Raw genomic sequence first — 15,503 nt, 5'->3', positions numbered from 1 at the left:
CGACCGCCCCGGCCGCTCCGACGGACGCGGACCGCGCCCAGCTCAGCCCTCCCCGGTCCGGCTGACGGCGGCCCGGCCAGGGCTGGGCCCACCGGCCACGGCGGGGCTTACCGGTCAGGGCTCAGCCCACCGGTCTGGCTCCCCCCCCGGCCCGCTCACCCCTGCCGAGGCCCCGCAAGGTCACACCCCCGCAAAGTCACACCCCCGCCAACCGCTCCCGAGCCTCCATAAGCGCGAACCCCAGCAGGTTCGGCCCCCGCCACCGCTCGGGGTCCGCGGCCGCCTCGTCGTCCGCCGTCAGGCCGATGCCCCACACGCGGTCCACGGGGCTTGCCTCCACCAGGACGCGGTTGCCGGTGTTCAGCAGGAAGGTTCGGAGGCTGTCGTCCGAGGTGAACTTGTGGACGCTGCCCTCGACGACGATCCCGAAGCGCTTCCGCTCCCACGTCGCCTCGTCGAAGTCGCGGACCAGGCGCCCCGCCTTCTTGGCCTCGGCGGGATGCTTCGCGGCCAGGGCCCGGCGCTCCGCCTCCTCGTCCCCGAACAGTCGCGCCTTGCCGGCCATCATCCAGTGCTCGGCCGTCGCGTATTCGACACCGTCGACCACGAAGGGTGACGGCCACCACTGGCTCAGACAGCTCGCGCCGACCCGGCCGTCAGGCCGCGGCCGGTGCCCCCAGAAGTGGAGGTACTTGATCTGAGCCCCTGCTCTGACTTCCCTGATCAGGGCTTCCAATCCGTCGATCTTTCCCATGCACGCGAGTCTGGCACGCACCACTGACACTCCGTCCGCCCTTTTCCGCGCCGACTCGACACCTGGTCGACAGATTCCGTCGCGTAACCAAAAGGCAACAACGGAATCACTTGTTGGAGTCCTATTGCTCTGTCAGGATCGGCACTCAAATCGAGCTGGAGCTACGCCACCCACCCCCCGGGACGGGGCAATCGGCGGAGGAGAGCGACATGCAGAACCCGGGCACCGCCACCCCGGAACGATTCCCCGCACAGGAGCGCTTCGCGGACGGCGCGCAGTTCATCGCGGGCCGCCTGACGAAGGGCACCTCGGGCCGTACCCACGCCGTGGTCGACCCCGCCACCGGCGAGGAGGTGTACACCTACGAGCTGGCCGGCACCGACGACGTCGACGCCGCGGTCGCCGCCGCGCGCGAGGCCTTCCCGGGCTGGGCCGCCACCACCCCGGGCGAGCGCTCCGACGCGCTGCACCGGTTCGCCGCCGTGCTCGCGGACCGTGCGGAGGACTTCGCCCGCGCCGAGTCCCTGCAGTGCGGCAAGCCGCTGAAGCTGACCCGCGAGTTCGACGTACCGGGGACCATCGACAACACCGCCTTCTTCGCGGGCGCGGCCCGGCATCTGCAGGGTCAGTCCGCCGGCGAGTACTCGGGCGACCACACGTCGTACATCCGGCGCGAGCCCATCGGTGTCGTCGGGTCGATCGCCCCCTGGAACTACCCCCTCCAGATGGCCGCCTGGAAGATCCTTCCGGCCATCGCCGCGGGCAACACCATCGTGCTCAAGCCCGCGGAGCTGACCCCGCTGACCTCGCTGCTGTTCGCCCAGGCCGCCACCGACGCCGGGATTCCGGACGGCGTCATCAACATCGTCACGGGTACCGGCAAGGAGGCCGGTGAGCACCTCGTCGGCCATCCCGACGTGGCCATGACCTCCTTCACCGGGTCCACCCCCGTGGGCAAGCGGGTCGCCGAGGTCGCCACCGCCACCGTCAAGCGCCTCCACCTGGAGCTGGGCGGCAAGGCCCCCTTCGTCGTCTTCGACGACGCCGACCTGGAGGCCGCCGTGCACGGCGCGGTCGCGGGCTCGCTCATCAACACCGGGCAGGACTGCACGGCCGCCACGCGCGCGTACGTGCAGCGACCGCTGTACGAGGCCTTCGTGGAGCGGACGGCCGCGCTGATGGAGACCGTGCGGCTCGGCGATCCGTTCGCGCCGGGCACCGACCTCGGTCCGCTCATCTCACACGTCCAGCGCGACCGGGTCGCCGGCTTCGTGGACCGGGCGCGTGCCTACGCGCGCGTGGTGACGGGAGGCGAGGCCCCGCAGGGCGACCTCAAGGACGGCGCCTACTACCGGCCCACCCTGATCGCCGACGCGGCCCAGGACAGCGAGATCGTCCAGTCCGAGATCTTCGGTCCCGTGCTGGTCGTACTGCCGTTCGACGGTGATGATGAGGGCATCCGGCTGGCCAACGACACCCCCTACGGCCTCGCCGCCTCCGCCTGGAGCAGCAATGTCTACCGGGCCAACCGCGCCACCCGCGAGATCAAGGCGGGCTGCGTGTGGATCAACGATCACATCCCGATCATCAGCGAGATGCCGCACGGCGGCTACAAGGCCTCCGGCTTCGGCAAGGACATGTCGGCGTACTCGTTCGAGGAGTACACGCAGGTCAAGCACGTAATGTTCGACAACACCGCGGTAGCCAGGAAGGACTGGCACCGCACCATCTTCGGGGACCGCTAGAGACCGACCAGGCCAGTGATCAGGCCGACCCCTCCCGAAAGGGCACCAAGCGCATGGAGCAGTACGAGCCCGACCGCCTGACCCCGCCCCAAGTGGCCGCAATGCGGCGCAGCCTGCGTAACGGCCGGGCGGCGATGACCCGCCGGTCGCTGCTGCGCGCCTCCGCGGGCGGCGCGCTCACGGTCGGCGGACTCGGGGCGCTGAGCGCCTGCGGGATCCCCGCGGCGGGCAAGACGCAGGGCGGCATGTCCGCTCAGGACCACTCGGCCACCGAGAAGGTCGTGAACTTCTCCAACTGGACCGAGTACATCGACGTCGACGACAGCGGCAAGCACCACCCGACGCTCGACGCCTTCCAGAAGCGGACCGGCATCTCGGTCAAGTACACCGAGGACATCAACGACAACAACGAGTTCTTCGGCAAGATCAAGCCGCAGCTCGCCGCGGGCCAGGACACCGGCCGCGACATCATCGTCCTCACCGACTGGCTGGCCGCCCGGCTGATCCGCCTCGGGTGGGTCCAGAAACTGGACCCGGCCAACCTGCCGCACGCCTACACCAACCTGTCGGCCCAGTTCCGCAACCCCGACTGGGACCCGGGACGGGCGTACTCGTACCCCTGGCAGGGCATCTCGACGGTCATCGCCTACAACAAGAAGGCGCTCGACGGCATCGAGGTGAAGTCGGTCTCCGACCTGCTCGACAACCCCAAGCTCAAGGGGCGCGTCGGCTTCCTGTCGGAGATGCGCGACAGCATCGGCATGACCCTGCTCGACATGGGCAAGGACCCGGCGAACTTCACCGACGACGACTTCGACGCGGTGATCGCCCGGCTCCAGAAGGCCGTCGACAAGGGCCAGATCCGCCGCTTCACCGGCAACGACTACACGTCCGACCTGACCAAGGGCGACTTCGCGGCCTGCATCGCGTGGGCCGGAGACGTGGTCCAGCTCAAGGCGGACAGCCCGGACGTGGACTTCGTCATCCCCGACAGCGGCTACATGACGTCGTCGGACAACATGCTGATTCCCAACAAGGCGCGCCACAAGACCAACGCCGAGCGGCTGATCGACTTCTACTACGAGCCCGAACAGGCCGCCGCGCTCGCCGCCTACATCAACTACGTCAGTCCGGTCGACGGCGTCCAGCCCTACCTTGCGAAGATCGACAAGGCTGCGGCGGACAACCCGCTGATCGTTCCCGACAAGGCCATGCAGGCAAAGTCCCACGCCTTCCGCTCCCTGAGCCAGAAGGAAGAGACGGCCTACGAAGAGAAGTTCGCGAAGCTCACAGGGGCGTGACGAAGATGACGACGACAGACAGCAGCGGCGACGTCCGCCTCACCGGAATCGGCAAGACCTACGGCTCCTTCACCGCCGTACACCCGCTGGACCTGACCGTGCCACAGGGCTCCTTCTTCGCCCTGCTCGGCGCCTCGGGCTGCGGCAAGACGACCACCCTGCGCATGATCGCGGGCCTGGAGGAGCCGACCAGCGGCACCGTGTACCTCGGCGACCAGGAGGTCACCCACCTGCCGCCGTACAAACGGCCGGTCAACACGGTCTTCCAGTCCTACGCCCTCTTCCCGCACCTCGACATCTTCGAGAACGTCGCCTTCGGCCTGCGCCGGCGCGGCATCAAGAGCGTGAAGAAGCAGGTCGAGGAGATGCTGGAGCTGGTCCAGCTCGGCGAGCAGGCGCGCAAGAAGCCGCACCAGCTCTCCGGCGGCCAGCAGCAGCGTGTCGCGGTGGCCCGGGCGCTGATCAACCACCCGAAGGTCCTCCTCCTCGACGAGCCGCTCGGCGCCCTCGACCTGAAGCTGCGCCGGCAGATGCAGCTGGAGCTCAAGCGCATCCAGACCGAGGTCGGCATCACCTTCATCCACGTCACGCACGACCAGGAGGAGGCCATGACCATGGCCGACACGGTCGCCGTGATGAACGCGGGCCGCGTCGAGCAGCTCGGCGCGCCGACCGACCTGTACGAGAACCCGCAGACCACCTTCGTCGCGAACTTCCTCGGCACCTCCAACCTGATCGAGGCGGAGGTCGACACGAAGAACGGCGGCGACATCGTGCTCAAGGCGGGCGGCGACAAGCTCGTCCTCCCCGAGTCGCGCTGTGCCGCCCCGACGAAGACCGGCGGCAAGGTGCTGGTCGGCATCCGCCCCGAGAAGATCGCGCTCACCCACGCCGACGACGCCGGCTCCATCCCCGAGGGCCGCAACCGCATCACCGGCAAGATCGCCGACGCCAGCTTCATCGGCGTCTCCACGCAGTACGTGATCGACACCCCGGTCTGCGACGAGTTCGCGGTCTACGTCCAGAACGTCGAGCGCGACGGCCGGCTCGTCCCCGGTGCCGACGTCGTCCTGCACTGGAGCCCGGCCCACACCTTCGGCCTGGACGCGGCCCAGGACATCGACGCCGGCGTGGAGACCGTCGAGGAAGAGGCCGCGTAGACATGTCGACGCTCACCGAGGCGCCCCCGCCTCTCGCCCCCGCCGAGCCGGCGAAGCAGTCCCCGCGCAAGCGGGGCCGGTTCACGCCGTACTGGCTGCTGCTCCCCGGCCTGCTGTGGCTGGTCATTTTCTTCGCGCTGCCGATGATCTACCAGGCCTCCACGTCCGTGCAGACGGGCTCCCTGGAGGAGGGCTACAAGGTCACCTGGCACCTCGCGACCTACTGGGACGCCCTGGTCGAGTACTGGCCGCAGTTCCTGCGGTCCGTGTTCTACGCCGCCGCGGCGACCGTGATGTGCCTGCTGCTGGGCTACCCGCTGGCCTATCTGATCGCCTTCCGCGCGGGCCGCTGGCGGAACCTGATCATGATCCTGGTGATCGCGCCGTTCTTCACCAGCTTCCTGATCCGCACCCTGGCCTGGAAGACGATCCTCGCCGACAACGGCCCGGTCGTGCACACCCTGAACACGCTGCACATCCTGGACCTCACCGACTGGATCGGCTGGACGGCCGGCGACCGTGTCCTCGCCACCCCGCTCGCGGTGGTGTGCGGTCTGACGTACAACTTCCTGCCGTTCATGATCCTGCCGCTCTACACCTCGCTGGAGCGGATCGACGGGCGGCTGCACGAGGCGGCCGGCGACCTGTACGCCAAGCCGTGGACCACCTTCCGCAAGGTGACCTTCCCGCTGTCGATGCCGGGCGTCGTCTCCGGAACCCTGCTGACCTTCATTCCGGCGGCTGGCGACTACGTCAACGCCGAACTCCTCGGCTCGACCGACACCCGCATGATCGGCAACGTCATCCAGACGCAGTTCCTGCGCATTCTGGACTATCCGACGGCGGCCGCGCTTTCCTTCATCCTCATGGCCGCGATCCTGTTCATGGTCACGGTCTACATCCGCCGCTCCGGGACGGAGGATCTGGTCTAAATGCCCTTCGTCACCTGGCTCAAGCGCCATCTAGTCGTCATCGCGGGCCTGTGTACGCTCGCCTATCTCCTGCTGCCGAACGTCATCGTGACGGTGTTCTCCTTCAACAAGCCGAAGGGGCGCTTCAACTACGAGTGGCAGCAGTTCTCCACGGACGCCTGGAAGGACCCGTGCGGCGTCGCCGACATGTGCGGCTCGCTGTCCATCAGCCTCCAGATCGCCGTGTGGGCCACGGTCGGCGCCACGATCCTCGGCACGATGATCGCCTTCGCGCTGGTCCGTTACCGCTTCCGCGCCCGCGGCGCCGTCAACTCGCTGATCTTCCTGCCGATGGCGATGCCCGAGGTCGTCATGGCGGCCTCGCTGCTCACCCTGTTCCTCAACATGGGCGCACAGCTCGGCTTCTGGACGATCCTGATCGCGCACATCATGTTCTGCCTCAGCTTCGTCGTCACCGCGGTCAAGGCGCGTGTGATGTCGATGGACCCGCGCCTGGAGGAGGCCGCCCGGGACCTGTACGCCGGCCCGGTGCAGACCTTCGTGCGGGTCACCCTGCCGATCGCGGCACCCGGAATCGCCGCGGGCGCGCTGCTTTCGTTCGCGCTCTCCTTCGACGATTTCATCATCACCAATTTCAACGCGGGCTCGACCGTCACCTTCCCCATGTTCGTGTGGGGTTCGGCGCAGCGCGGAACACCCGTTCAGATCAACGTCATCGGTACGGCCATGTTCCTGGTCGCCGTACTGTTCGTCCTGGTCTCGATGCTCGTCACCAACCGCCGTAACAGTCAAAAGGCGTAAAGCCCAAAGGCATGAACCCTCTGTAGGGAGTTGAAATCATGGCCCCAAGCGCCATGAGTCGTGGCAAAGACAACTGGATCGCCTCTCTTTCCGAAGCCCAGCCGGTCCCGTACTGGCTGGAAGACCCCGGCAAGCCATCCGCCGAGCCCGCCCTCACCGGCAACGAGACCTGCGACCTGCTGGTCGTCGGCGGCGGCTACAGCGGACTGTGGACCGCGCTCAACGCCAAGGAGCGCGACCCGCAGTGCGATGTGGTCCTGCTGGAAGGCCGCGAGGTGGGCTGGGCCGCCTCCGGCCGCAACGGCGGCTTCTGCGCCGCCTCCCTCACCCACGGCCTGCCCAACGGCCTGACCCGCTGGCCGGACGAGATCCAGCGGCTGGAGGAGCTGGGGCGGCGCAACCTCGACGAGATCGAGGCCGCCGTCGCCCGGCACGGCATCGACTGCGACTTCGAGCGCACCGGCGAGATCGACGTCGCCACCGAGACCTACCAGGCCTGGGAGCTGCGCGACTGGCACCGGGAGCTGGACGAGAAGGGCCTCGCGGACGGCATCGAGTTCCTCGACGCCGACGCCGTGCGCGAGCAGGTGAACTCGCCCACCTTCGAAGCGGGCCTGTGGGACCGCCGGGGCGTGGCCATGCTGCACCCGGCCAAGCTGGCCTGGGGCCTGAAGCAGGCGTGCGTCAGGCTCGGGGTGCGCGTGTACGAGCACACGCCCGCCCTCACCCTGAAGCAGTACGGCGCCGGCATGGCCGTACGCACGCCGTACGGCTCGGTCCGTGCCCGCCGGGTCGCGCTCGGCACGAACATCTTCCCGAGCCTGCTGCGGCGCGTGCGCTCGTACACCGTCCCGGTCTACGACTACGCGCTGATGACCGAGCCGCTGAGCGCCGGGCAGCTGGACTCGATCGGCTGGAAGAACCGCCAGGGCCTCGGGGACTCGGCGAACCAGTTCCACTACTTCCGGCTGTCCGCCGACAACCGGATCCTGTGGGGCGGCTACGACGCGATCCACCACTACGGCGGCCGGGTCCGCGCCGAGTACGACGACCGCCCCGAGACCTACGCCAAGCTGGCCGGCCACTTCTTCACCTGCTTCCCGCAGCTGGAGGGTGTCCGCTTCACCCACGCCTGGGGCGGCGCGATCGACACCTGCTCGCGCTTCTCGGCGTTCTTCGGCACGGCCCACCAGGGGAAGGTGGCGTACGCGGCGGGCTACACCGGCCTCGGCGTCGGCGCCACCCGCTTCGGCGCCGATGTGATGCTGGACCTGCTGGACGGGGAGCGCACCGAGCGGACCGAGCTGGAGATGGTCCGCAAGAAGCCGCTGCCGTTCCCGCCGGAGCCCTTCGCCTGGACCGGCATCGCGCTGACCAAGTGGTCCCTGGCCCGCGCGGACGCGCACGGCGGCCGCCGCAATCTGTGGCTGCGGACGATGGACCGGCTGGGTCTGGGCTTCGACAGCTGAGCCCTCTCCGGCGAGTCCTGCCGGACCGCGGCGGGAGTGACCCGGGTCACTCCAAAGAGGAGCCGGAAACCGCGTAATGCCCGCCGGAAGGCCTCCCTCTCCCTCGTGACGCGATCGCGTCCACGAGAGAAAGGGAGGCCTTCTCATGACTGGGGCGAAGACGGCGGTCGAATGGCTGGCATCCGTCGCACCGGACCCCGAGGCCTGCCGCTGGGAATGGGAGCGCAACCCCCTCGGGGTCGCGCTGCTCCCCGCCGGCAAGGTCTGGGACGTGCTGATTCTGCCGGGTGACCTCGGTTACCCCACGCTCGACGTGCTCACCCGGGTGCTCGATCAACCCGGCCCGGTGCTGGCCGACTTCGGCGACAACCGGGTCGGCTTCTTCGTGCCGCCGGGCACCGCGGCCCGCTGGCTCGGCACCGGCATCCGTACCGCCGGACCCGGCACCTGGATCGTCGTGCCGCACCCGGGCCGGGCCGCGCGGGGCGTGCGCTGGCTGGTGGCGCCGGACGGCTCCGGCACGCTGACCGACCCGGCGCTGCTGGAGCTGGCGATGCACGAGGCGGCGGCCGGGCCGGCCAGGGAGGGGGAGGGGTAGCAGCGGACACCTTGACAAGAGGATTGGTCTGGACCAAGTTGAGTGCGCTCCACCCCTCCAACTCCCCCTGCACCGGAGGCCCTTGTGGACCGCGCCCGACGCGCCAGACGCCCCAGATCCGCCCTCGCCCTGCTCACGGCCGCGCTGCTGGCCGTGCCCGGGATCACCGCGCTCTCGTCGGCCGCCCGTGCGGCCGACGCGGACCTCGCCAAGAACGGCGGCTTTGAATCCGGCCTCGACGGCTGGACCTGCACAGCCGGTACGACAGTCAACTCGCCTGTACACAGCGGGAGTTCGGCACTGCAGGCGACCCCGGCCGGCAGCGACAACGCCCAGTGCGCGCAGACGGTGACCGTCCAGCCGAACGCCCAGTACACGCTGTCCGGCTACGTCCGCGGCTCCTACGTCTACCTCGGCGCGAACGGCACCGGCACCACCGACGTCTCCACCTGGACCCAGTCCGCCCCCGACTGGCAGAAGCTGACCACCACCTTCACCACCGGCCCCACCACGACGAAGGTCACCCTCTACACGCACGGCTGGTACGGCACCGGCGCCTACTACGCCGACGACATCTCCCTGATCGGCCCGGGCGCGAGCACCGGACAGCCACCCGCCGCGCCGACCGGCCTCAGAACCGGCACGGTCACCTCCTCCTCCGTCGCCCTGTCCTGGTCGGCGGTGACCGGCGCCACGAGTTACGCGGTCTACCGCGACGGAGTCAAGGTCCAGACGGCGAGCGGCACTTCGGCCACCGTCGCCGGACTCGCGCCGTCGACGGCGTACAGCTTCCAGGTCACCGCGAGCAACGACGCCGGTGAGTCCGCCAAGTCGGCCGCGGTGACCGCGACGACCACGGCGGGCACCGGCGGCGGCTCGACCGACCTGCCCGCCCACGCCCTGGTCGGCTACCTCCACGCGAGCTTCGCCAACGGCTCCGGCTACACCCGCCTCGCCGACGTACCCGACAGCTGGGACGTCATCGACCTCGCCTTCGGTGAGCCCACCTCGGCCACCTCCGGCGACATCCGCTTCAACCGCTGCCCGGTCACCGAGTGCCCGAACGTCGAGAGCGACGCTGACTTCAAGGCGGCGATCAAGGCGAAACAGGCGGCCGGCAAGAAGGTGCTGATCTCGATCGGCGGCCAGAACGGCCAGGTCCAGCTGACGACGACGGCGGCCCGTGACGCCTTCGTCTCCTCGGTCTCGACCATCATCGACACCTACGGCCTCGACGGCCTGGACATCGACTTCGAGGGCCACTCGCTGTCCCTGAACGCGAACGACACGGACTTCAAGAACCCCACGACACCCGTGGTCGTCAATCTCATCTCGGCCCTGAAGACCCTGAAGGCCAAGTACGGCTCGAAGTTCGTGCTGACCATGGCCCCGGAGACCTTCTTCGTCCAGATGGGATACCAGTACTACGGCACCGGCAAGTGGGGCGGCCAGGACCCGCGCTGCGGGGCGTACCTCCCGGTCATCCATGCCCTGCGCGACGACCTGACCCTGCTCCACGTCCAGGACTACAACTCGGGCCCGATCATGGGTCTCGACAACCAGTACCACTCCATGGGCGGCGCCGACTTCCACATCGCCATGACCGACATGCTGCTCACCGGCTTCCCGGTCGCGGGCGACGCGAACAACGTCTTCCCGCCGCTGCGCCCGGACCAGGTGGCGATCGGCATGCCGGCGTCGACGAACGCGGGCAACGGGTACGTCGCTCCGTCCGAGGTCACCAAGACCCTGGACTGCCTGACGAAGAAGACGAACTGCGGCTCGTACCCGACCCACGGGACGTGGCCCGCTCTTCGGGGCCTGATGACATGGTCGGTGAACTGGGACCGCTACTCGAACTGGGAGTTCCAGAAGAACTTCGACGCGTACTTCGGCTGAGCACCAGGGACAGGGTGGTCAGCAGCACCGTGCCCAGGCACCAGCTGGCCACCACGTCCAGCGGCCAGTGCCAGCCCCGGCGGACCAGGCCGTAGGAGACGCCGAGCACCAGAGCCACACAGCCGCCGACGAGGGCCCGGCGGGCGGTGGGCGAGCGGAGCCAGGGGAGCAGGAGCAGGGTCGCGCCGCCGTACGCGATCATCGCCGTCGCGGTATGACCGGAGGGGAAGTAGCCGACCCCCGGCGGCATCAGCGGGGTCCCCGAGCGTGCGGTCCAGTCCTTCAGCGGTACGACGAACGCCGGGACCAGCGCCATCAGTACGGCCGCCGCGGCGGGCGGCAGCCACCAGCGGTCCGTGCCGGCCGCGCGGCCGCGCCAGGCGGAGTACGCCAGGGCGAGCACGAGCACCGGCACGGCGACCTGGACGTTGCCGAGATCGGAGAGGCCCGCGGAGAAGCGGTCCGGGTGGAGGAGGTCCCGGCTCATCCGCGCGTCGAGGCGCAGGAGCGGGCCGTGGGTGACGACCTGCCAGGTGATCAGGGCGAGCAGGAGCGCGGGAATGGCCAGGAGTGTGGGCAGGGCCAGGAGCCCGTACTTCGGGCGCGGATCCGGTGACGTCGACACGCGCTCCAGCTTCTCAAACCCGGCAGGGGAAGAAGGGGCTTCTCGGACCCGGCGGGGGAGGAAGAGCTCTCGGACCCGGCAGGGGGAGAAAGAGAAGGAGGTCGGCCGCCCCGGAACAGGGGGGGTGGTTCCGAGGCGGCCGTCCGGATCGGGACGTCGCGCGCCCCGGGGGGTTTGGGGCGGCGACCGTCCGATCGGTGAGGAGATCCCGGAGCCGTCAGGCCCCGGTTGTGTGCGCGAGGGCACGACCAGGTCGAAGCTGGGGAGGCCCCGGCCTGAGATCGCCCACAGTCCCCTGTGGGCGGGGTGTATCTCTCATCTGGGTAGAACCTACGGCAGCCCGAGGCGCTTGGGCAGACGGAATCGCGTTACGCCATCCACCCCGCACACCTTCTTCACACGGCCTGCCGTAGGCACCCTTCAGAGGTGCGAACCAGTCGCTCAGATGCGCGCGAAGGCCTGCTCGATGATGTCGAGACCCTCGTTCAGGAGGTCCTCGCCGATCACCAGCGGGGGCAGGAAGCGCAGCACGTTGCCGTAGGTGCCACAGGTCAGGACCAGCAGGCCCTCCTGGTGGCAGGCCTTGGCGAGGGCGCCGGTCGCCTCCGGGTTCGGCTCCTTGGTCGCGCGGTCCTTGACCAGCTCGATGGCGATCATGGCGCCACGGCCACGGACGTCGCCGATGATGTCGAACTTCTCGGCCATGGCGGTGAGGCGCGCCTTCATGATCGCCTCGATGTTCTTCGCCTTGGTGTTGAGGTCCAGCTCCTTCATGGTCTCGATCGCGCCGAGCGCACCGGCGCAGGCGACCGGGTTGCCGCCGTAGGTGCCACCGAGGCCGCCCGCGTGCGCGGCGTCCATGATCTCGGCGCGGCCCGTGACGGCGGCCAGCGGCAGACCGCCGGCGATGCCCTTGGCGGTCGTGATCAGGTCCGGGACGATGCCCTCGTCCTCGCAGGCGAACCACTGGCCGGTGCGGCAGAAGCCGGACTGGATCTCGTCCGCGACGAAGACGATGCCGTTGTCCTTGGCGAACTGGCTGATCGCGGGCAGGAAGCCCTTGGCCGGCTCGATGAAGCCACCCTCACCGAGCACCGGCTCGATGATGATCGCGGCCACGTTGTCGGCGCCGATCTGCTTGGTGATCTGGTCGATGGCCTGCGCGGCGGCCTCCGGGCCGGCGTTCTCCGGGCCGGTCAGCCAGCGGTAGCCGTACGCGACCGGGACGCGGTAGACCTCGGGGGCGAACGGACCGAAGCCGTGCTTGTACGGCATGTTCTTGGCCGTCAGCGCCATCGTCAGGTTGGTGCGGCCGTGGTAGCCGTGGTCGAAGACGACGACGGCCTGGCGCTTGGTGTACGCACGGGCGATCTTGACGGCGTTCTCGACGGCCTCGGCGCCCGAGTTGAACAGCGCGGACTTCTTGGCGTGGTCACCCGGCGTGAGCTCGGCCAGCGCCTCGGCGACGGCCACGTAGCCCTCGTACGGCGTGACCATGAAACAGGTGTGGGTGAAGTCGGCCAGCTGGGCGCTCGCGCGGCGTACGACGGCCTCGGCGGAGCCGCCGACCGAGGTCACGGCGATACCGGAGCCGAAGTCGATCAGACGGTTGCCGTCGACGTCCTCGATGATGCCGCCGTCCACGCGGGTGGTGAAGACGGGCAGCACCGAGCCCACGCCCTGCGCGACCGCGGCGAGGCGGCGGGCCTGCAGCTCCTGCGACTTCGGACCGGGGATGGCGGTGACGACGCGGCGCTCCTGCGGAAGTGCGGTCATGAGGGCTCCCTGATGATCTTGCGTACCGGGTGTTCCCGGGCGGTTCCGGACGGTGCGTTTTTCGGACGCTTGTCTCTTTCTTCGCAGGCTAGGGCCGGAAATGGAGGGTGGGCATGCTCCATGTGGGCGTTGTCGGGAAGATTGGTTGTCCGTCGTGGACATAGCAGTAGGGGAGGGGTGCGCCCGGTCGGTGCGTCCTTACGGCCGCGTAAGCGGTGAACTCCCTTTGTCGGGGCGTTAGATTGGCTCGCTGATGGTGGACGGAACGGCTGGTCAGGGGGCAAGGGCGATGGACAGCGACGGGACGCGGGACGCGCGCGGTACGCATGCGAATCCTGTGCCGCGCCCGGCGGCGCCCCCCGAGGGCCGGCCGGGGCCGGTCGAGGGTTCCGCCCTGCCGCCGATGCCCCCCGGGCCACCTGGGGTTCCGCCCAGGCCGGACGGCTCGGCCTTCCTGGCCTGGCTGCGGGCGTCCCGGCCGCAGGCCGCGCCAGGCGTGTGGCGGTTCGGGTACCGGCCCCGGCCCGAGCAGGAGCCCGAGCGGATCCCGGCCCGGCAGCTGCTGAGTGGTGCACTGATCGCCTTCCTCGTGGGCTGGCTGGTGTGGTCCCTGCTCTGGAACGGCTACCTCGGCGGCTGGTGGGTGCTGCCCCTGGAGCTGTTCACCCCGGACTCCTGGCGCCAGAGCAACGACCGCGTCGGCAACGCCCTCCTCTGGTACTCGTACTACACGCTCATCGCCGTCATCATCATGCTCGTCGTCGGCCGTCTCGGCCGCTGGGGCGAGGTCTGGCGCCGCTACGGTCCCCCCGCCTGGCGGGCGGCCGTACCCGCCGCCGAGCCCGCGCCCGCCCCGGAGCAGGACCCCGCCGAATGGCCCCAGCTGCGCAGCGCCGGAGCCCATGAGGCGGCCGAGCGGCTGGCCGCCGAGGCGAAGGCCGGACTCATGCGGGACGTCGACCACGCCCGGATCAGCCGGGCCTGGCAGGGCGTACGGTCCGGCACGCACACGCTCGCCTCCTTCACGGGCGCCGTACTGAAGGACGGCTCGGCCGCCTGTCTGCACCCCTCCGGAGAGCGCGACCTGCCCGCCCGGCACGCCCGGCACGACCTGCTCACCGGGCAGGTACGGCTCGGCACCACCGCGGACGACCCCCGCAACCCGTACCACTACCGCGGCTCCGGACTCGCTCTCGGCCCCGAGCTGCTCGCCACCTCGCTGCTCGCCGTCGGCCCGGCCGGCTCCGGCAAGACCGGCGCGGTCATCCGGCCGCTCACCGAGTCGCTGTGCCTGCACGCCCTCGCCGGACGGGCCGCCGTCGTGACCGTCGGCGCGGCGGGCGCCGGGCTCGGCCCCGCCGAGGCGTACGACGTCGTCGTACGGATCGGGCACCCCGAATCCGTCTACGACCTCGATCTGTACGGCGGCACCACCGACCCGGACGAGGCCGCCGCCATACTCGCCGAGGCCCTCGTCGGCGACCTCGCCGACCCGCACCCCGGCGGGGACAGCCGCCGCTCCACCACCGTCCTCGCCCAGCTGCTCGGCCCCTTCCGCGCCGTCCACGACCGCTTCCCCTCCGTCCCCGAGCTGCGCCAGCTCCTCGACGGCACACCGGGACCGCTGGCCGCACTCCGCAAGGGGCTCACGGACACCGGGCAGGAGTCGCTGCTCAGGGAACTGGACGCGCGCGAGCGGCAGATGGCCCACCCGGGCGATGTCGGCGCGGTGCTCGCCGACCGGATCGCGCTGCTCGACCGGCCCGCCTTCGCCGCCTTCTTCGACACCTCCGGGCAGTCCCGGCCGTTCTCCCTCAAGGCCCTCGACCACCCGGTCCGGGTCCGCATCGACCTGCCCCAGCGCGGGCACGCCGACGCCTCCCGGATCCTCGCCCGGCTGGTCCTCGCCCAGTTCACGGCCAGCGTGACGGTACGGGAGGACCGGTCGCTGTTCGCCTGCCTGCTGCTGGACGACGCCTCCGGGGTGATCACGCCGGAGTCCGTGCGCGGCATCCAGCGGCTGCGCTCCGCCCACGCGGGCACCGTGCTGACGCTGCGCACCCTGGACGACGTGCCCCGGCCGCTGCGCGGACCGCTGCTCGGCGCCACCGGATGCCGGATGGCGCTGTCCGGGCTCACCCCCTGGGACGGGCAGGACTTCGCCGAGGTGTGGGGCAAGGAGTGGACCGAGACCCGGGACGTCACCGACCGGCAGATCATCGCCGAGACGCCGGCCGGCAAGGCCGTGCACATGCTGCGCCGGGTCATCACCGGCCAGGCGCCCACCGCTCGGGCCGTCACCGTGCGCCAGGTGGAACGCGAGCGCTGGTCGGCCTCCGAGCTGGCGCACGGGGTGCCGCCGGGGCACGCGGTGCTGTCGCTGACGACCGTGCAGGGGGAGCACGCTCCGCCGTTGCTGGTGGATCTGCGGAGCTGAGGGCGC

General features: G+C 70.0%; 11 protein-coding genes and 2 pseudogenes. 9 read left to right on the top strand and 4 right to left on the bottom strand.

Annotated elements, in window-relative coordinates:
- Positions 1-196: 196 nt before the first annotated feature.
- Positions 197-754, bottom strand: a complete 558-nt coding sequence (locus BEK98_RS33230) for an NADAR family protein (protein ID WP_094220457.1) — start codon at positions 752-754, stop codon at positions 197-199.
- Positions 755-963: 209 nt separating this feature from the next.
- Here BEK98_RS33230 and BEK98_RS33225 point away from each other — a divergent pair, with 209 nt between their 5' ends.
- The 8 genes from BEK98_RS33225 (at position 964) to BEK98_RS33190 (ending at position 10,659) form a co-directional block, all read left to right on the top strand.
- Positions 964-2,499, top strand: a complete 1,536-nt coding sequence (locus BEK98_RS33225; RefSeq protein WP_094220456.1) for a gamma-aminobutyraldehyde dehydrogenase — start codon at positions 964-966, stop codon at positions 2,497-2,499.
- Between the two features lie 53 nt (positions 2,500-2,552).
- On the top strand, positions 2,553-3,800 hold the full coding sequence (locus BEK98_RS33220) for an ABC transporter substrate-binding protein (protein ID WP_094220455.1): 1,248 nt from the start codon (positions 2,553-2,555) through the stop codon (positions 3,798-3,800).
- 5 nt (positions 3,801-3,805) lie between these two features.
- Positions 3,806-4,960 (top strand): ABC transporter ATP-binding protein, encoded by a 1,155-nt coding sequence (locus BEK98_RS33215; protein WP_094220672.1) that lies wholly within the window; start codon positions 3,806-3,808, stop codon positions 4,958-4,960.
- 2 nt (positions 4,961-4,962) lie between these two features.
- On the top strand, positions 4,963-5,892 hold the full coding sequence (locus tag BEK98_RS33210) for an ABC transporter permease (RefSeq protein WP_094220454.1): 930 nt from the start codon (positions 4,963-4,965) through the stop codon (positions 5,890-5,892).
- Positions 5,893-6,693, top strand: a complete 801-nt coding sequence (locus tag BEK98_RS33205; RefSeq protein ID WP_094220453.1) for an ABC transporter permease — start codon at positions 5,893-5,895, stop codon at positions 6,691-6,693.
- A gap of 38 nt (positions 6,694-6,731) precedes the next feature.
- Positions 6,732-8,162, top strand: coding sequence for an NAD(P)/FAD-dependent oxidoreductase (locus BEK98_RS33200; protein ID WP_094220452.1), 1,431 nt, complete (start codon positions 6,732-6,734; stop codon positions 8,160-8,162).
- Positions 8,163-8,307: 145 nt separating this feature from the next.
- Positions 8,308-8,760, top strand: a complete 453-nt coding sequence (locus BEK98_RS33195; protein ID WP_094220451.1) for a hypothetical protein — start codon at positions 8,308-8,310, stop codon at positions 8,758-8,760.
- 84 nt (positions 8,761-8,844) lie between these two features.
- Positions 8,845-10,659, top strand: a complete 1,815-nt coding sequence (locus BEK98_RS33190) for a chitinase (protein WP_167444309.1) — start codon at positions 8,845-8,847, stop codon at positions 10,657-10,659.
- 52 nt (positions 10,660-10,711) lie between these two features.
- Here BEK98_RS33190 and BEK98_RS51370 read toward each other — a convergent pair.
- The 3 genes and pseudogenes from BEK98_RS51370 to gabT form a co-directional block, all read right to left on the bottom strand.
- Positions 10,712-10,861: pseudogene (locus tag BEK98_RS51370) on the bottom strand (phosphatase PAP2 family protein); the annotation flags it as partial.
- A 522-nt stretch (positions 10,862-11,383) separates the two neighbouring features.
- Positions 11,384-11,603, bottom strand: a pseudogene (locus BEK98_RS50260) (phosphatase PAP2 family protein); the annotation flags it as partial.
- A 122-nt stretch (positions 11,604-11,725) separates the two neighbouring features.
- A complete protein-coding gene (gabT, locus tag BEK98_RS33175; RefSeq protein ID WP_094220449.1) occupies positions 11,726-13,060 on the bottom strand; it encodes a 4-aminobutyrate--2-oxoglutarate transaminase in 1,335 nt (444 codons plus the stop codon).
- A 289-nt stretch (positions 13,061-13,349) separates the two neighbouring features.
- Here gabT and BEK98_RS33170 point away from each other — a divergent pair, with 289 nt between their 5' ends.
- Positions 13,350-15,497, top strand: a complete 2,148-nt coding sequence (locus BEK98_RS33170; RefSeq protein WP_094220448.1) for a type IV secretory system conjugative DNA transfer family protein — start codon at positions 13,350-13,352, stop codon at positions 15,495-15,497.
- The last annotated feature ends 6 nt before the right edge of the window (positions 15,498-15,503 follow it).

The organism is Streptomyces diastatochromogenes (assembly GCF_002242805.1).
GTDB lineage: Bacteria > Actinomycetota > Actinomycetes > Streptomycetales > Streptomycetaceae > Streptomyces > Streptomyces diastatochromogenes.
Note: the sequence above shows the minus strand (reverse complement) of the source record. Positions and strands in the feature narration are given on the sequence as shown.